Annotated in this window: 12 protein-coding genes; 4 read left to right on the top strand and 8 right to left on the bottom strand. The window is 56.7% G+C overall.

Annotated elements, in window-relative coordinates:
- Positions 1–3 precede the first annotated feature (3 nt).
- Positions 4–684, bottom strand: coding sequence for a response regulator transcription factor (locus LOC70_RS09270; RefSeq protein WP_230253330.1), 681 nt, complete (start codon positions 682–684; stop codon positions 4–6).
- A 209-nt stretch (positions 685–893) separates the two neighbouring features.
- Between LOC70_RS09270 and LOC70_RS09265 the strand changes: the two genes are divergently transcribed.
- On the top strand, positions 894–1,283 hold the full coding sequence (locus LOC70_RS09265; RefSeq protein ID WP_230253329.1) for an ATP-binding protein: 390 nt from the start codon (positions 894–896) through the stop codon (positions 1,281–1,283).
- A 103-nt stretch (positions 1,284–1,386) separates the two neighbouring features.
- Here the strand turns inward: LOC70_RS09265 and LOC70_RS09260 are convergent, their stop codons facing one another.
- The gene (locus tag LOC70_RS09260; protein WP_230253328.1) at positions 1,387–4,056 is read right to left on the bottom strand and encodes an alpha/beta hydrolase-fold protein; all 2,670 of its coding nucleotides are present in this window, start codon (positions 4,054–4,056) and stop codon (positions 1,387–1,389) included.
- A 197-nt stretch (positions 4,057–4,253) separates the two neighbouring features.
- Between LOC70_RS09260 and LOC70_RS09255 the strand changes: the two genes are divergently transcribed.
- The gene (locus LOC70_RS09255; protein WP_230253327.1) at positions 4,254–5,189 is read left to right on the top strand and encodes a cobalamin-binding protein; all 936 of its coding nucleotides are present in this window, start codon (positions 4,254–4,256) and stop codon (positions 5,187–5,189) included.
- 9 nt (positions 5,190–5,198) lie between these two features.
- Here LOC70_RS09255 and hisI read toward each other — a convergent pair whose 3' ends face one another.
- The 6 genes from hisI to LOC70_RS09225 all read right to left on the bottom strand — a co-directional run bounded on the left by hisI (position 5,199) and on the right by LOC70_RS09225 (position 14,372).
- Entirely contained in the window at positions 5,199–5,579 is a 381-nt protein-coding gene (gene hisI / locus LOC70_RS09250; RefSeq protein WP_230253326.1) for a phosphoribosyl-AMP cyclohydrolase, read from the bottom strand.
- Positions 5,580–5,585: 6 nt separating this feature from the next.
- On the bottom strand, positions 5,586–6,584 hold the full coding sequence (locus tag LOC70_RS09245) for an NADPH:quinone reductase (RefSeq protein ID WP_230253325.1): 999 nt from the start codon (positions 6,582–6,584) through the stop codon (positions 5,586–5,588).
- 108 nt (positions 6,585–6,692) lie between these two features.
- A complete protein-coding gene (locus LOC70_RS09240) occupies positions 6,693–10,169 on the bottom strand; it encodes a response regulator (RefSeq protein ID WP_315857241.1) in 3,477 nt (1,158 codons plus the stop codon).
- 4 nt (positions 10,170–10,173) lie between these two features.
- Positions 10,174–12,861 (bottom strand): protein kinase domain-containing protein, encoded by a 2,688-nt coding sequence (locus tag LOC70_RS09235; protein WP_230253323.1) that lies wholly within the window; start codon positions 12,859–12,861, stop codon positions 10,174–10,176.
- Complete coding sequence (locus LOC70_RS09230; RefSeq protein ID WP_230253322.1) at positions 12,858–13,490, bottom strand: ECF-type sigma factor; 633 nt, start codon at positions 13,488–13,490, stop codon at positions 12,858–12,860. Before LOC70_RS09230 ends, LOC70_RS09235 begins: the two co-directional genes overlap by 4 nt.
- 24 nt (positions 13,491–13,514) lie before the next feature.
- On the bottom strand, positions 13,515–14,372 hold the full coding sequence (locus tag LOC70_RS09225; RefSeq protein WP_230253321.1) for a histone deacetylase family protein: 858 nt from the start codon (positions 14,370–14,372) through the stop codon (positions 13,515–13,517).
- 173 nt (positions 14,373–14,545) lie between these two features.
- Here LOC70_RS09225 and LOC70_RS09220 point away from each other — a divergent pair, with 173 nt between their 5' ends.
- Together LOC70_RS09220 and LOC70_RS09215 are read left to right on the top strand one after the other, a co-directional pair.
- Positions 14,546–15,148: a hypothetical protein gene (locus LOC70_RS09220; RefSeq protein WP_230253320.1), complete on the top strand. Its 603-nt coding sequence runs from the start codon at positions 14,546–14,548 to the stop codon at positions 15,146–15,148.
- A gap of 51 nt (positions 15,149–15,199) precedes the next feature.
- A complete protein-coding gene (locus LOC70_RS09215) occupies positions 15,200–17,446 on the top strand; it encodes an acetylxylan esterase (protein ID WP_230253319.1) in 2,247 nt (748 codons plus the stop codon).
- The last annotated feature ends 31 nt before the right edge of the window (positions 17,447–17,477 follow it).

Below are 17,477 nucleotides of genomic sequence, written 5' to 3'. Positions count from 1 at the left end.
GGCTCACTTCGCCATCAGGTAACCCACCCCGCGAACGGATTTGATTCGCGTGGGTTGGTTGGGATCGTCCCCGAGTTTGCGACGAACCCGAGAGACTCGCAGGTCGATGGATCGATCCAAACCGTCATACGGTAATCCCAGCAAATCGACGTAGATGTCTTTGCGGGCCACGACCGATCCGGCACGAATCGCCAGGTATTCAATCAAGTCAAACTCCGCGGTGGTCATGTCGACGGTGGTGCCAGCGATGGTGACTTGGCGTTTTGCGGGATGAACGATCAGATCGCCAACGACAATTTGATCTTCCTCTAGCATTTGCGAATCCGATTTTCGAAGGTGGTTCTTGAGCCGCGCAAGCAATGCACGCGGCCGAACCGGTTTGCTCATGAAGTCGTCGGCCCCCACTTCCAACGCGACCACTTCGTCGATTTCTTCGCCACGAGCAGTCAGGATCAGAATCGGACCGTTGAATTGACGGCGTACCTCGCGGCACACATCGATCCCGTTCATTCCGGGTAAACCGATGTCCAGCACAACCGCATCAAAGCGGTCGTGGACAATTCGTTTGGCGGCTAACTCTCCATCGTTTTCGATTTCGACTTCGAAACCGTTTTCATGAAGAAAGTCACAGACCATCGCTGCCAAATGGGGATCGTCTTCGACTAGTAACAGTCGATTCTGCATCAGGATTTCCTACTCGTAGCTGAACGTTCGTGCGTTGGAACCCCAATGCGGCGCGAAGGTTCCGCCGGAACTCTATGGAGCGTGCGTTTTATTGAGAATCATTCTTTTCAGTTGTTTCCCCGGAACTCCGGCCGGTCAGTGGCATTGAAGCTCAGCAGTGCCGAACGCCATTGGATCGCAGCGCGGAACTCAAACTCAGGATGAAAACAATGAATCGAAGATCACTGACCTGTCCGAACGGGCATCATTTGCGAGCCGCTGGGGCGCTGGCGGGGAAAACTCTTCCCTGTCCCAAATGCCAAGCGATGGTCACCATCCCGATGGAGGAACCAGTTATGCCGTCCATGAACAGCACTGCACCGCGGGATCCCCTGTCAGACACCGGGGTGATGCGAATCTTGGGCGTGGCCGATGTCGCTCCCGGTTCACAGTCCGCTACCAAGGAAACGGTCGCCGAGACAACCGAATCAAGACGCCCCTGCCCAAGGTGTGAATTCCTCGTCAGTGAACAAAGCACCGTGTGCCCGCAGTGTTCCTGCTACATGGGGATGCTGCCGCGATTCTTTCGATCGTTGCTGCCCAGCAATCGATCCGCCTGAGGCATGCTCACGCGGATCGAGGCCGCGTCAGAGTGGAAGCGATGTCGACCATTGGTCGTTCAGGCGGAGTCACGCCAGCCTGAACGACGTTGGTCTTTCCTCGCTACTTCTCGACGCTAAGCTGGCGACGAAAAATCGTTGGGCCGTTGGTCACATACAGATGTGAATGTTCGGGCCCCGCCAAAAAACAACTGGTCAGTGGTTTCGTCGGATCGGGCGTGGGGAGCACTCCGCAAGGACGCCCGGTCGGATCAAAGATCTGCACACCGACGGCGCTGGTGACGTAGTAGCGACCCTTTTTGTCGACGGCCATTCCGTCTCCCTTGGAGGCCGTCAAGTACGGCGGTGGTTGGTTGAAATTGAATTCGCCTTTGGGGTCGATTGGCAATCGCATAGGCATGGTCGGCATCTTCGCGTCCAAGATTCCGCCTGGATTGACTCGGAAAGTCCAAGTGACTTCGCCGCCGTGATCCGACACGGCCAATGTTCCTCCGTCATTGGACAAGGCGATGCCATTAGGGCGGACCAACCCTTCATCGGCAATCGTTTTCTCTCCGGTGGCAATGTTGATTCGCGTGACGTGATGCGTGCGTGTTTCGGTGATGAACAGGTAACCGTCATCGGTGACGGCCAAGTCATTCGGGGCGACGTCTTCCGCGATGATTTTGACTTCGCCGTTGTTGGGATCGATCGAGATGACTCGCTTTTGAGATCCTTGGCAGGCGTACATCAAACCGTCCGGGCCAAACATCAAACCGCTGACGGATTCCTTCGCGATGGTGGTTTTGGATTGATCTCTAGCATCGACTCGAACGATGGCAGGAGCACGCATGTCGCAGTAGTAGAAGTTGCCTTCGTTATCACTGCATGGTGCGTCTGAAAATCCCAAGTCTTTGGCCACCACTTCCCAATCTTTATCCGGGATCAATAGGTTCAACAACGTCAGGTCGCCGCGCAAGTCATCTGATGTGTCAATTTGCGGTGTGTGGGACTCGTTTCGCCACAGCCACTTCATCGCGGCGGGAAACTGATAGCTGCCGTAGTCGGCGTTGTGCCCATAGCCTTCGGCCCAATCCAATCGAGCGTCGTAACCCATGTACTGCAGCGCATCAGCCATGCGTAAATTCGCGATGGGCCAATGCCCAAATGGATTGTCGTTGTCACCGCTGGTGTCCGACATCGTGATGCGAATCGGTTTGGGTTCCGTCTTGCGGATCAATCCTGGGTACGCATCGCCGCCGCGAAGATTCACGAAGCTGCCAACGCTCGAATAGACCTTGCCGAATTGATCGGGGCGTTCCCAAGCGACGGTGAAGGCACAAATGGCACCGGAGCTGGATCCACCGATGGCTCGCATCTTGGGATCGTCGGACAAGTTGTATTGCTTCTCGACTTCCGGCAGGATCTCTTCTAACAGGAACCGGCTGTAGCGATCTCCAAGACTGTCGTACTCAAACCCACGATTGGATGATTTCTTTCCTCGCCTAGGTTTGTCCTTGTCGTGGCCGGGATCGAGAAAGACGGCGATGGTTGGCGGCATGTCGCCGCTGGCGATCAGGTTGTCCAGCACGGTCGGGATCCGCCAGCGGCCTTTCGTGTCACGCATCCGCTCGCCGTCTTGGAACACCATCAATGCTGCTGGCGTGCTGGGATCGTACTGAGCCGGCACATAGATCGCCCACTTCCGAATCGTGTTGGGAAACACTTTGGATTCCCAAATGGGCATTTCGGTGACGGTGCCGTGGGGGACATCTTCGCGTGCAACAGCCAACGGGTGCGGTTCCCATTTAGGCTTGGTCGAGACATGAGGAATGTGGGTGGATTCAGCGTTCTCGTCCCACAACCATTCCAACGCCGCGGGAAGTTCTTCACCCGCCCATTTGCCACTGTGTCCACCATCGGTCATCACGAATTTGTAGGGATAACCGGCGAACTGCAACGCGGCTGCCATGTCACGATTTCCGAGTGGCCAACTGCCGTGCAAGTTGCTCAGGTCATCACGTCCGTCTTGCAAATAGACACGAAGTGGTTTTGGATTGGATTTTGTTTTGCGGATCAAGCCAGGGTATTCCCATCCACCACGAATGTTGGTGTAACTGCCGATGTGCGACAACACTTTTCCGAATTGGTCCGGTCGTTCCCAAGCCACGGTGAAGGCACAAATCCCACCGGAGGAACTGCCCGCGACGGCGCGTTGTTTGGGATCGGTCGCGACATTCAAATCACCCAATGCGACTGGAAGGAATTCGTCGATCAAGAACGTTGCGTAGCGATCACCGAGCGAATCGTATTCGAACGATCGATTGCTACGGTTCTTTGCGTCGGGCTTGGTTGCGACGATGGTTCCGGGGTTTACGAACACCGCAATGGTGGGTTGCAAGGTTCCGTCGGCGATCATGTTGTCGAGCACCGTCGGAACGCGATAAGCACCATTGGGCTTGGCGTAGTTCAACCCATCCATGAAGACCATCAGGTTGGCGGGTTGGTCGGATTGATATTGAGCCGGAACGTAGACCGCATAGTCACGACGAGTCCCCGGGAACACCTTGCTCGCCTCGAAAACGCCTCGCGTCAATTTCCCTTGGGGAACACCTTCTTGGATCTCTCGCCGAGCCTGGTTGGATGCATCGGGTGAGTCCGCCGGCAATGAATTCGTGAACGACGTGATCAGCAGAAACAACGACAAACAAGTGAGCGATTGTTTTCCGCGAGAGATGGAAAGCTTCGGCAGGAACATTCCAATGCCGGGATTCCGAAGTGCAGCGAGCTTCATGGGGGCGACTCGAGGTGGGGTGTGGGCGGGATCTTTCCCGTGGGTGGGAATGAGAGGGCTTCGATCATCGTTGCTGCGAACTCGCCAAGCAAGTGCCAGCGATTGAATCCGGGCCTTGCCGGGGCTGGGCACATGTTGGGCTCTCAATGACGGTGCTACAGTGACCGGTTTGCATCAATTCTCAACGACCAACATCTATGAAGATTGTTTCGCTGCTTCCCAGTGCGACCGAGATCATTTGCTCTCTTGGTTTGCAGGACCAATTGGTGGGCGTCACGCACGAGTGCGATTACCCGACCGGCGTGGAAGAGCTGCCCAAGGTGACGCAAACGTTGATCCCGAACGATGCAACGAGTGGCGAGATTGACGCTCTCGTGCGCGAACGCCTTCAAACCGAACGGGCGTTGTATTCGTTGGACATGCCGGTGCTGGAATCGCTCCAGCCTGATTTGATCGTCACGCAAGCATTGTGTGATGTTTGTGCCGTCGCGGAATCGGAGGTCAACGCCGCCGCGTGTTCGCTGCCGGGACAGCCGAACGTCGTGAACCTGGAGCCCACCAACCTTTCCGAGATGATGCAGTGCATTCAGATGGTGGGTGATGCGGCGGAGTGTCCAAGCCAAGCACAACAACTGATCAAGCAACTGACCCGTCGCGTGGAGCAGGTCGCCAAGCGAAGTCACGAGCTAAGATCCAGTTCGCAGAATTCCATTCCCAGCGTGATGTTGTTGGAATGGATCGATCCACCCTTCAGCGCGGGGCACTGGAGTCCCGAATTGGTTCACTTGGCCGGTGGTCGCGAATGCATCGGCAAAGCCGGTGAACGATCGGTCACCACACCATGGGATGCAATTCGGCAAGCCGATCCGGAGGTCTTGTTCATCGCGTGTTGCGGGTTCAGTGTCGAGCGAACTCTGCAAGACCTGCCGATTCTAAAAAACTATCCCGGTTGGCAATCGATGCAATGCGTTCAGCACGGACGCGTTTATGTGGTCGACGGTTCAGCTTACTTCAGCCGCCCCGGGCCGCGATTGGTGGACAGCTTGGAGATTCTGGCCAACACGCTGCATCCGGATGTACATCCATTGCCCGACGGATTTCCCGCTGCGAAACAGATTAAGCCTACATCGTGAAGTCTCGGCTCAGGCGAGTTTTTCTTCGGTGATGTGAGTCGATCCATCGGCATCGACGCGTCGGAAGAAACAGCTTCGATAATTTTCGTGGCACGCGGCTCCGGTCTGTTCGACTGACAGCAGAATGGTATCCGCATCGCAATCGATCCGAATCTCGCGGACAATTTGTGCGTGCCCGCTGGTGTCACCCTTCCGCCAAAGTTTGCCTCGCGAACGGCTGAAGTAAACGGCACGTTCACCCGCCAGTGTTTCTTCCCATGCTTCGCGGTTCATCCAAGCGAGCATCAACACGCGGCCGGTCTCGGCGTCTTGCGCAATGGCGGGCAGCAGCGGTTGTCCGGTGTTGGGGCAGGGAACACCAGCTTCAAAATTGGGGATGGTTGATGACATGTTGGATTACGAGTTGAGTTTGACGATGATTTTCCCGGCCAGGTGACTGCTGTCATCCAGCGTCGCGGATTCTTGCAGTTCGTGAGCCTTGGCGGCGTCGTCCAAATCGAAGCGAGCGCTGATGTTGGCCGAAAGTTTGCCAGCGGCCAGCCATTGCGAGATTTCCTCGGCGGCGTTCTTCATTTCCATGGGAGTCGCTTTGAACATGACAAAGCCATGCAGCGAGCATTCTTTGACATAAAACGGACCAACAGGAAACGCCGGTTTCGCATCGCGACCCGCCATCAAAACCATTCGTCCGCGTCCCGCCATCAGATCGACAGCCATTTCGAAATCAGGTTCGCGACGAGTCTCCCAAAACACGTTCACTCCATCCGGAGCCAACGCTTTGGTTCGTTCTTCGATCGATTCAGTTTTGTAAAGAATGACCTCATCGGCACCCAAGTCGCGGCACATCTGAGCCTTGGACTCGCTGCCGGCGGTGGTGATCACGCGAGCACCCTTGGCCGCGGCCATTTGAACAACCATCGAACCGACACCGCCGCTGCCGCCGATCACCAAAATGCTCTCGCCCGGCGAAAGTTGGGCTTCGCGAAAGAGTCCAAGATGGGCGGTGACACCAACCAACGCGCAAGCGGCGGCGTCTTCGTAGGGAACAGGCTCCGGCAGTTTAAACGTCCAACCTTCATCGACCGCAATCAATTCTGACAACGTGCCTTGCCGGCCGAGCAGACCTTGGTTGGTGCACCACACGCGGTCTCCGATGGCCAGTCGTTTGACGCCAGGGCCAACGCTTTCCACGACCCCCGCCGCATCGCATCCCGGAACGAACGGTTGCGGCAATTCCATCGCGATCGTGCCCGAACGAATGTAGGTGTCGATGGGATTGATCGCGGAAGCGTAGACGCGAATCACGACTTGACCGTTGCCGGGAGTTGGATCCGGCAACTCACCAATCTCGATGGAGTTCGCAGGTCCAGGTTCAGTGATGAAAGCGGCTTTCATGTGGCAACTCGAAACGAAGGGCAATCCACCATGCGTACAACGGTTTTCGCGCACTCAACGCGAAAACGATTCGTGTGAAGAATCGAACTCTTCACCCGGTGATTCATTCTAACGTTGGTCCGCAGATTCGCGAATGAGAGTCACCCATTTGGTGGCGGTCGCATGAAGTTCTTCGATGGCGGCTGCTTCCTCGGAAGAGCCATCGGCAGCGGAACCGGTCTGCGTCGCTTGTTTCAATCGTTCAACCCACTGTTTGTCTTGGACGGCCGATTCGATCTTCGCCGCATGAGCCACGTCGTCTTTCGGAGCGAAGTATCGCAGGCACGACTTCAATGTGTGCGATGCGGAACGCAGTTTTTTGGGGTCGCCTTGTTTGGCACCTCGTTTGAGATTGGTGAGCAGCGCCGGGACTTCCATCAAAAACGCATCACAAACGGAATCCATCGTGGCCGGGTCGCCACCGCAGTGTTTGGACAGTTGCGATCGCCAATCCCAATCGTCATTCGCGGGGATGGAGGATTGATGGTTGGCGGATGAATCGATCGATTGATCTGCAGTTTTCAGCGATCCGTCGTCGGATGTCTGATTCAGGGCTCGATCAGGTGGTGAGTTTGCGGACGACGTTTCGTTTTCGATTTTGAACGCGGACCCGATGTTTGGACCCGATTCTCCACGCAACTCACCGCGCAACGCGAGGACACGTTCGATCTCTGACAACAACAAATCAAGGTCCACTGGTTTGGTGATGTAACCATCCATTCCGGCTTCGCGGCAAAGTTTGCGGTGTTGATCCGTGACGTGCGCCGTCAGTGCGATGATTGGCGGTGCGGTGCGGCCTTCGGTCGTTGCGATTTCATGAATTTTCCGCGTCGCTTCCGTGCCATCCATGTTTGGCATTTGCAAGTCCATCATGACGCAATCGAATGCTTCGTTGGCGACGCGTTCGACCGCGACTTCGCCCGAGTCGGCGGTCTGAACTCGGTGTCCCGAAGCGACAAGCTGATCGTGGATGACCAGCCGGTTGGTGGCACTGTCGTCGACGACCAACAATCGATACCCGGATTCTTCCGCAGGTTCAGATGCTCCATGGCTTCCGTCCGCTGGCTCTGCTTGGGTGGGGTGTTTGGTCAGATTTTTTGGGGTGTCCGCGGGGACGGCCGATTCGATCCGTTTGGTGGTGAAGCCTTTGGTCCCACGTCTTCGTTTTCGTTGACCGCGACTGGATTGAAGCAAAGGTTTGCCGGCGAGCCAACGGCGTAGTTCGTCGGGGTGCAGTGGTTCGATGACCACCGCGTCTTCGCGTTTGGCACGACGGGGCGTGGGTTCACCCGCGCGAGTGATCCAAATGACCCGGTCGCTTGATTTGCGAGCCCGAATTCGAAACGCCGCATCCGCCGTTTGATCGGTCAGGATCCAATGCAAGTGTTTGCAAGTGGTGTCCAGTTTCGACGGTGTGCGAATCGGCCATTGGCAATGCAGCAACGTTTCCGCAATGGAGTCTTGCATGGTTGCGTTGCCAACCGAGACAACCACGGTGTCACCTTCTCGAGGAACAGGACATGCGACGCCGACATGCTTGGTTTTCTCGTCCAGCGGCAGCACGACCACGCAGCGAAACTGGCTGCCTTCGCCGACGGTGCTGCTGACCGTGATGTCGCCGCCCATTCGCTGTGCCAAGCCTCTGGCAATCGCCAGCCCCAACCCGGTTCCACCGAATTGCTTGTTGGTCCCCCGGTCGGCTTGTTCGAACGCGTCAAAGATTCGAGTTTGATTTTCAGGGGCGATGCCGATTCCCGTGTCAGCAACCACCAACTCAAACCGAGCGAGTTCTGCATTCTTGTATTCGCTGTCGTGATCGACATGCGCGACTGAATCGCCGCCGATGCGTGAGTCAGAAGAATCCGGCAACACGCGAAGTCGCAGGCTGACTTCGCCTTCTTTGGTGAATTTGATGGCGTTGCCCGCCAGGTTGATCACGATTTGACGAAGTCGTTTGGGATCCGCGATCACGCGGCGAGACGTGTTCGGATCGATCGACATGCAGAGGCGAACTGGTTTGTCAGCAACGCGAACCGCGAGACAACCAAAAGCGTCTCCGACGACCTCGTGCAGATCGATCGGAATCGGATCAATCGCGACACGCCCGGCTTCGATCGCGGCGAAGTCCAGGATGTCTTCAATCACGTCGCGCAGCAGTTCCGTGTTTTGCGCGATCAAGTTCACATATCGACGTGCCGCATTGGGCAATGTTTGTTGACCCAGCAGGTCCGTTAGCCCGCGGATGCCGCCCAGCGGGGTGCGCAGTTCGTGTGAGATGCCGGCCATGAACTGAGTCTTGGTTCGGTTGGCTTGTTCCGCAGCGGCCTTCGCCTCCCGCATGGCATCGAAAGCTTCCTGTTGGAGCGTGACGTCGCGAATGATGACGGCATGTCCCGTGGCGTCACCCACCGGGATGTTGTGCATGGAGACTTCGCTCTCAAACGACGTGCCATCACCTCGTTGAAGACGAAGTTGGTGGCGCTGCGTCAACGGCAATGTGGACCAGTGGGTGTCAGCGGGTGAGATCAAATCGTTCAGCGGGCGACCCACCAATCGACCGCCGCCGGCCTGCAATAAGTTGCTCGCCGAAGGGTTGGCTTCGACGATTGATCGTTCGGAATCGATGAGCAGAACCGCGTCGCCCGCTGCGTCAAACAAAGCGCGTTTGCGAGCTTCGCTGTCACGCAGTGCAATTTCGTTTCGGTGCTTTTCGGTGATGTCCCAGAAGATGATCTGAACACCGACGCACTGTCCGTTTTGATCGTATTCTGGCGCTTTGAAGACTTGAGCAAAACCGATGCGTCCATCCGGGCCCGGGTGCACCTCGACCTTGTCGACGGCTTGGCCGGTGGACATCACGACCAAGTCATCGGCGCGATACTTTTCGCCAATCGATTCACCAAACAGTTCCGCGTCGGTGCTGCCGATGACATCGACCGGAGTCATTCCAATGTCGTTGCAAAACTGCTCGTTGGCGTAAGTGAAGACGCCTTCGGCACTCTTGCGTGCGACCTGAAGATGCATGCGGTCGATCAAGGATTGAAAGGTTGTCTCGCTTTGATCCAGCCGGTGTTGGGTTTCTTGCCGTCGCGTGACCTCGTTCCGCAAGGCACGGTTGACGCGACGAATTTGCAGCGACCTTCGATTGACACGGTGTTGCAGCATCCGTTGATGCTTCAGACGTGTGCGCAGTCGGCCTTGCAAATAGACGTGAAAGTAACCCGTCGCCATCAAAGCGAAGAACGTCCACAGTCGGACCGGTTCGATCCAGGACAACGTTTCCAGTTCCGTGCTTTCGGTGAACCACCGGCTGATCGGGCCAAAGACATGTAGCAAGCCAACCGCCGCGACGGACACACTTTGGATTGCCGTTAACCAAGTGATGAACCGACGGTGTAAAAAGACCCAAGCCAGTGGCAGAACGATCAAGTGAGCGACGACGACCGCCCAGTCCGGTGGGGTGATCGCATCGACGATGCTCACCACCGCGATCAGTATCACCCAGGATCGTGGCCGACGCCAAAAACGCAGCCACCATCCACGGATCCATTCAAAGCTTTTTGGCAAGTTCTTCATCAGCGTGACGCTGCCACCATCGACGAGCGTCTTCGAGTGTCCAAGGGTAGCGTGGAGCGAGTGCGTCAAGGCGTCGGATCAGGTCAGCAATCGATCCCACGCGATCGTGTTTGTCTTTGGCCATGCAAGCCTGAACCATGGCGTCCAGTTCCGGATCGATGGCTTCTCCGCGATGTGTCGCGATCTCAAGCGGTTTTTGCGTCAGGATCAACGCAAACATGGACTCGGGATCACACTCCGCGAACGGAGGGCGTCCCGACAACAGAAAGTATAAGACACATCCCAGCGAGTAGACATCACTCCGCGGGTCCATCACGGATGGTGCGCGGAATCGTTCGGGAGCCATGTACATGGGGGTTCCCGCCCAAACGGTTTCCGCCGTTTGGAAGACGCCTTGGTTGGGTTCCAATGGTTTGGCCAAGCCAAAATCAAACACCACGGCCCAATCGCCAACGATCGCGTCGAAGTTGAGCATGATGTTCTGCGGTTTCAGATCACGATGCATCAGGCCTTTGGAATGAGCCTCGAGGACGGCTTGGCACACCTGCCGCATGATCCAAATGGCGCGACCGGGATTTTGATGGTTGCTTCGAGCGACAACCTCGGAAAGCGTCAGGCCTTCCAGCAACTGCATCACGCAGAACGCTTCGTCCCGTTCGTTGCGTCCGTAGTCATAAATTGTGACGCTGTGAGGACTGCTCAGGCTGGCGGCCAATCGGGCTTCGCGGTCGAAACGTTTGTGGTCATCATCGTCTTGACGGTCCACTCGCAGCACTTTCAAAGCGATTTCGCGCCCGAGTTCCATGTGGCTGGCTCGGTACACGACTCCCATGCCGCCGGCACCGAGTTCTTCGTGAATTTGATAACGCCCCAAAGGTTGCTTGGTGGTGGATGGTTGAGACCTCTTGCAGAGGCGTTTTGCGATCACGATGGGAGCGATTGAAAACAGCGAAAGCACAGCCGCCCATGGCCAAGCGGACGCGAATAGGGTTTGGCCTAAATTCGCGGGACTTTCCACGATCATACCCATCCCGAATTCTGGTAGCCATTGCCACGCGCCCCGGCACAATTGACCGGTGTAAGTTCGGTAAGGTTGGTCGCGATATTGTGAGTCAGCACTTTGTGCGATCGAAGCCGCGGCGAAGGTCAGCGGATAAACGGTTTCTGAGCTTGCTTGACGGGCACTCGCGTCGTCCGTCTCGGCGAGTTGTTCGGCTCGTTGTGCCAAACGCCGCATGCGTTGTTCCGCTTCCACTGGTGTTGGGATCTCTGAAACCCGCAGGGCTGTTGTTTGCGTGGTTCCTATGTTGGGATTCAGGTTCACGCTGTGGCTCAACATGTATCCGTCGCGGTCGACCAAGTAAGCGTCGGCTTGGTTGTTGTTGCTGATGGAGGCCAACATCAAATTCAGCAAGCGACTGGTGTTGGACATGACCGCGACCGCGACGCCAAGGACTTCGCCGCTGGATGATGATTGCTGAGCCGGCGATTCCGAATCGTCACCGCGAACTGGAATGATCCACGCGAGCGAATTCGTGTGGTCGCGGCTGAGTTGTGATGCGATCTCAGTGCCGACCAAATCCGACAGTGATGAGGGGGCATTCAGCACGGGTTGGCCGCTGAGCGCGCGAGCAAGATTCGCGGCTCCTTCCGGCGGCAGTCGAAACGGTTGATTTTCCAGGACATCGGATGACTCGACTTGAGAGTCAAATTTCGCGATCGGTTGTAGGTCGCGACTGAAGAAAAGAACGTCCGGCGTTTCAAACCTCGGCATATCCCGCGAATTGATGTCGTCGTCCGCGGGAGTCACTTCTTTCAACGCCTGTTGAATCGTTTCTGGCAGGTTGACGGAGGAGGAATCTTCGTCGGTAGATAACGCACCGAACATTTCACGAATTTCGCGATGACCGGCAAGCTCCTTGGTGAAGTCTTTGTCGCGTCGTAGCAGTCGTTCCATCTTCAGCGTCGCAACACGCAGCGTCAGGCTGAGCGAACGTTTGGAGGCCGCCGCGTTCTGCTCGCGATTTTTGCGATCGACCCACAACGCCATGCTCCAAATTCCGACCAGCAATGCGGCGGTCAGAATCCAAACCAACCAGCCGAATTGTTTGGCGCGGTCGATGGGACCAAAGGATGTCAGTGTTTTGCGCCGCGCCCGCTGTTGCTCACGACGTTGGTCTTCCGGGTGCCGCGGCATCGCGTGAGTCCGCTGTGCCGAGTGCACCGTGTTTTGCCCGGTGGACTTTGGTGAGGGTTCACGGCGTTGGGACGAAGGCGACGCCTCACTCGATGGTTTGGGCGTGTTGCTCGATGGTGCATCGGAGGCGGACGACTTCTTCGTGCCGGTGGCGGTGAGCTGTGAAATGCGTTCGGCGAGCAACGCGTTTTCGGGATCCGGTTGCGGCAGGTTCTCGGGAACACGATCGCTGGTCGTGGTGGAGGACGGCAAGTTGCCAAACCCGGTGGCTCGTCTTCGGGCGGCCTTGCCCTCTTCGTGAGCGGCTTCGGGATTGTGTTCAGCAAGCAGCGACAGCACCTCGCGAACCAGTTCCTCGTCGCCGCCGGCTTGGGATCGGATGAAATCCTCCCGAGCGTCGCTGTCGATTTCTTCGGCTTCCCAGAAAAGGTCGCGGACGCGTTGGTAACGATCCGCGTCCATCATGAGGAACGTTTTTCGTCGTGCGATTCGGAACCGTTGGTTTCTTCGATCGGCTCGTCAGCTGCGTCACGCTCGTCGGTTGGGTCGCGAAGTTCTCTTCGCATCCAAGCACGGGCCATTGCCCATTCTTTCTCGACGGTTCGCAAACCCAACTTCAGCTCAGCCGCGATCTCTTTCATTCCTAGGCCGCCAAAGAATCGCAGCTCCACCACGCGGGCTTGCCGTGGACTCAGCGCAGCCAACTGTTGCAGCAATTCATCCAACGCAACGACGTCGTCGTCTTGGTCCAGCAAGAAGGTGACTTCGTCGTCGAGTTGACGTCGGATCCAACCGCCCCCGCGTTTCTGAGCCTGGGTTCGGCGAGCGTGATCGACCAGGATGCGACGCATCACAGTCGCTCCAATCGCGAAAAAGTGAGTCTTGCCCTGCCAGTCGACGTGGTCCTGATCCACCATTCGCACATAGGCTTGGTGCACCAAAGAGGAACTGCTCAAACGTTCGCGTTGCGGTTCTGACTGCAGAAACCGGCCCGCCATCCGTCGCAGATCGTCGTACAGAAACGAGAACATCTGGTCCGTTTTGGCGCTGTCGCCTTTCTGACTGCTCTGCAAAATTTGAGTGATCGACGACATCAAGGAAGCTCAAGGCCAAGTAGCTCAGCGGGCCAGAGACCAAATCTTCGCCAAACGCAGGGTTTGGGCATGGATATCGACGATCTCTGTGACTTCTTTAGAGTAACCCCCGGCCATCGCAATTGCCACTGGCAAATCATTGTGACGACACCATTGCAAGACCGCTTCGTCGCGGCGTGCGAGCCCGTTCATGGTCAGCGAAAGGCGTCCCAGACGGTCGTTTTGAAACGGATCGGCTCCTGCTAAATAGATTGCCAGGTCAAACCGGCCATGTGAGTCTTGGTGATGATCCAGCGTCCTGAGCACCTCGTCCAACGCGACCATGTAGCCGTCATCTCCGGTTCCATCTGGCAAGCTGACATCAAGGTCGCTGGGGACCTTCCGAAGCGGAAAGTTTTTCACGCCGTGGACGGAGCAAGTGAAAGCCGAGTCGTCCCCCGTCAGGATCGATGCGGTGCCGTTGCCTTGATGAACGTCCAAGTCGATCACCACCGCACGCTGGATCAGGCCTTCGGATTGCAAGGTGCGAATCGCGACCGCGGCGTCGTTGAAGACGCAATAGCCCTCGCCTGCGTCCGCGAAGGCGTGATGCGTGCCGCCGGCGAGATTGGCAGAGACTCCGTCGTCCATCGCTGCTCGAGCGGCTGCGATCGTGGCGCCGGTGCTCCGCCGCGAACGTTCGACCATCTTGGAAGACCACGGAAAACCAATCCGCCGGATTTCTTGGGATGTTAGATCTCCGGACTGGACTCGCGAAACGTAATCGAGCGTGTGACACGTTTGCAGTTGCTCATCTGTTGCCGCCAACGGAACGATCAACGCATCGTCACGATGGTGTTCTGATTCCACGACACGCTGCCGAAGCAAGCGGTACTTGGACATCGGGAAACGATGTGTCTCCGGCAGAGGCAACTCGAAATGGTCGGTGTAGTACAGACGCAATGCAAACGTTCTGGCGGGCGGCTAAACTTCGATCATTGGCAACAGCGGACGGAGGACGATTGCGTCCGCAAATTCTTTCTCGGTGAATCACCATAGCTTAGCGGACAAGATCCATGCAGCCTGAACAGCCTGTCACGCCGATGCCTGACCCCAACACGGAGCTGCCGTCGGGGCCCCATGCAACCACGTTGGCAGGTTGGGCATTCCAAGGACGCATCATCACGATCGGATTGGTGACCGGATGCGTCGTGATGGGAAGCATCTTTTGGATGATCAGTGATCAACCCGCACCGCCCGCCGAGGCGGACCCGCAAGGCGACGACACCACCGAGATCATCTTCGTTGCCATCGGCGCGGTAGCCTTGGTGATTAATTGCGTCATGGCCTTTTTGGTTCCACACATCATTCGGTCCGCCGGCGCGTTGCGTTTGAAGACGGCTGACAACGCCGCTGCATCGGTTCGGTTGTGGTCGGATTGGCCTGAACGAGAGACGTTGCCATTGCCGTTGATTCGATTCTGTCAGACCGATCAAACCGCAAGGTTGATTGGTCAAGCGTTACTGGAAGGCACCGCCATCATCAACTTCGTCATGATGTTTCTCACGCAATCGGCGGTGAATCTGCTGTGTGCATTGGTCGCTCTGGTCGGCGTGCTCGCGATGTTTCCAACGATCAGCGGAATGCGTGCGCGGATCGAGTCCGCGTTGAAAGAGTGAATGAACCCACGCTGCTGTCCTCCGATCCAGCCCCACATGAAAGACTTGACGATGAAAATGCAATCAGTGACGAAAGCCCGTTTTCGTTCGGTGGGGCGACTCCTCACGATGGTGAGCTGCCTCATTCTGCTTGATATTGCGATGGAGGGGGCCGTCTTTGCCCAAGACTCCACATCGGAAATTGAGTCTTCAGCAGAAACCGCGGTTGTCGCTGACCAAGCTTTGCCGGAACTGAAAACACTGGACGGACATTTCCCGTTTGAAGTTCCGCCGACGCTGGATGATTGGGAACAACGAGCGCGTCGGCTGCGGACACGAGTCGCGATGGCAACGGGGTTGCATCCAATGCTTCCGCGAGGCCCCGTCGACGCGACCATTCATTCACCCGTGGATCGCGATGGCTTTCAAATCGAGAAAGTGTATTTCGAAAGCGTCCCGGGACACTTTGTGACCGGGCTGTTGTTTCGACCGACAGGGGAAAATCTGGCCAAGGGGTTGAACGAAGACGGCAAGCGTCCCGCCGTGCTCTGCCCGCATGGCCACGGTGGACGCATGATGCGAAACGATTCAGACACCATGAATCGTTTGATCGAATCCGGCGATGAAATGCATCTGGAATCTGGAAGTATGCCGAAGATCGCTCGGTGTGCGACGTTGGCACGCATGGGCTGCGTCAGTTTCATCTTCGACATGGTTGGCTACGCCGACTCGGTGCAACTGAGCCATTCCTTTGCCCACCGAAGGCACGAAACGAGAGAGGAAGAAGTGGTTGCGGCGGGGACGGAACCGGAATTGTTCTTCAGCACGGCCGCGGATGCTCGGCTGCAATCGATTTACGGACTTCAGACCTACAACGCACTGCGCTCGTTCGATTTCTTGGCGTCGATGGAGGACATTGATCTGAATCGATTGGCGGTGACCGGCGGCAGCGGCGGTGGGACTCAAACGATCATGCTTGGTGCTCTGGAACCACGCGTGGCGGTCAGCTTTCCCAACGGCATGGTGTCCACTTCCATGCAGGGCGGATGTGCTTGCGAAAACGCATGTCTGCTGCGGATCGACACGGGCAACGTCGAATTGGCCGCGTTGATGGCTCCCAAGCCGATGGGAATGACCGCCGCCGACGACTGGACGGTGGACATGATGCATGATGGCTATCCCGAGCTGCGTCAGCTCTACACTATGTTGGGCGAACCTGAAAACGTTCTTTGCGAATCATTGGTTCAGTTCAAACACAACTACAACTATGTGACTCGCCGAATCATGTACGGCTGGATGAACGAACACTTGCGACTTGGATTGGAAACGCCGATTGTCGAGACCGACTTTCCCGCGTTGACGGAGGAAGAAGGTGCGGTGTGGAACGAACAGCATCCCGCTCCCGACGTTCGTGGACCGGATCACGAGCAACAGGTGTTGTCGTGGTGGACCGAACAAAACGAAAAAGCATTGGCGGATGGCTTGGGTGAGAAGGCGACATTGAAAGGATTTGACCAAAACGTCCGTCCTGCCCTTTCGACCCTGTTTGATTCGTCAATGCCCACCTCATCTGATGTCTCTTTGCAGTTGAATGATCCGATGCAACATGGATCAGGCGTGTATTGGTCCAACGGGAAAGTGGTTGATTCAACTCGTCGTCGCGAAATTCCGATTCGTCGTTGGACGACCGGGGAACAGGGGAAACGCAACTCGGATGAAGCCACGGTGTTGTGGATTCAATCTGCCGAATTTGATCCAGAAGAAGCATCTGTTTCCCTCGAGGGATCAGCGGAATTGCAGTCGTTGTTGCAAACGCATGGTTCGGTGGTGGTGATTGACATTGGGGCCATGCCAACGGATGCCGCGGAAGGAAAGCAACGCATTAATCCGCAGCCACGACGTGCTTCGGCGGCATTCACGTTTGGGTACAACCGGCCTTTGGTCGTGACTCGATGTGCCGACGTGTTGGCGGTGATTGCAGCCTTCCAGCAATCACCTGGCAACGTCACGCTGGTCGCACCCGAAGGAACCGCAGCCTACGCCTTGCCGGCGGCCGCGTTGGCGGGGCCATTTGTCGATGAAGCGAACGTGGAGTTGGCTGGATTCCAATTCGCGAATTTGTTTCATCAGGATCACGAGCATTTCATTCCCGGTATCGTGAAGTACGGGGACGTTGATGCCTTGGCAGCATGGCGAGCACCCTATGCATTGACCCTGACTGATTCAGTTCAATCCGATGGGAAAAGCCATTGGCCGACTGCCACCGCGATCTACAAAGCTCGCGAAGCCGCGGATCAGTTACGCATCCAGGCGAAATAAGAGACAACGCGAACGCCCACAATCGCGTCTG

This window comes from Rhodopirellula halodulae, assembly GCF_020966775.1.
Taxonomy (GTDB): Bacteria; Planctomycetota; Planctomycetia; order Pirellulales; family Pirellulaceae; genus Rhodopirellula; species Rhodopirellula halodulae.
Note: the sequence above shows the minus strand (reverse complement) of the source record. Positions and strands in the feature narration are given on the sequence as shown.

What these genes read in the sequence shown, in the direction of transcription:
- LOC70_RS09270 (WP_230253330.1), bottom strand. Translation starts at nt 684, where the DNA reads ATGCAGAATCGACTGTTACTAGTCGAAGACGATCCCCATTTGGCAGCG.
- LOC70_RS09265 (WP_230253329.1), top strand. Translation starts at nt 894, where the DNA reads ATGAATCGAAGATCACTGACCTGTCCGAACGGGCATCATTTGCGAGCC.
- LOC70_RS09260 (WP_230253328.1), bottom strand. Translation starts at nt 4,056, where the DNA reads ATGAAGCTCGCTGCACTTCGGAATCCCGGCATTGGAATGTTCCTGCCG.
- LOC70_RS09255 (WP_230253327.1), top strand. Translation starts at nt 4,254, where the DNA reads ATGAAGATTGTTTCGCTGCTTCCCAGTGCGACCGAGATCATTTGCTCT.
- hisI (WP_230253326.1), bottom strand. Translation starts at nt 5,579, where the DNA reads ATGTCATCAACCATCCCCAATTTTGAAGCTGGTGTTCCCTGCCCCAAC.
- LOC70_RS09245 (WP_230253325.1), bottom strand. Translation starts at nt 6,584, where the DNA reads ATGAAAGCCGCTTTCATCACTGAACCTGGACCTGCGAACTCCATCGAG.
- LOC70_RS09235 (WP_230253323.1), bottom strand. Translation starts at nt 12,861, where the DNA reads ATGATGGACGCGGATCGTTACCAACGCGTCCGCGACCTTTTCTGGGAA.
- LOC70_RS09230 (WP_230253322.1), bottom strand. Translation starts at nt 13,490, where the DNA reads ATGTCGTCGATCACTCAAATTTTGCAGAGCAGTCAGAAAGGCGACAGC.
- LOC70_RS09225 (WP_230253321.1), bottom strand. Translation starts at nt 14,372, where the DNA reads ATGTCCAAGTACCGCTTGCTTCGGCAGCGTGTCGTGGAATCAGAACAC.
- LOC70_RS09220 (WP_230253320.1), top strand. Translation starts at nt 14,546, where the DNA reads ATGCAGCCTGAACAGCCTGTCACGCCGATGCCTGACCCCAACACGGAG.
- LOC70_RS09215 (WP_230253319.1), top strand. Translation starts at nt 15,200, where the DNA reads ATGAAAATGCAATCAGTGACGAAAGCCCGTTTTCGTTCGGTGGGGCGA.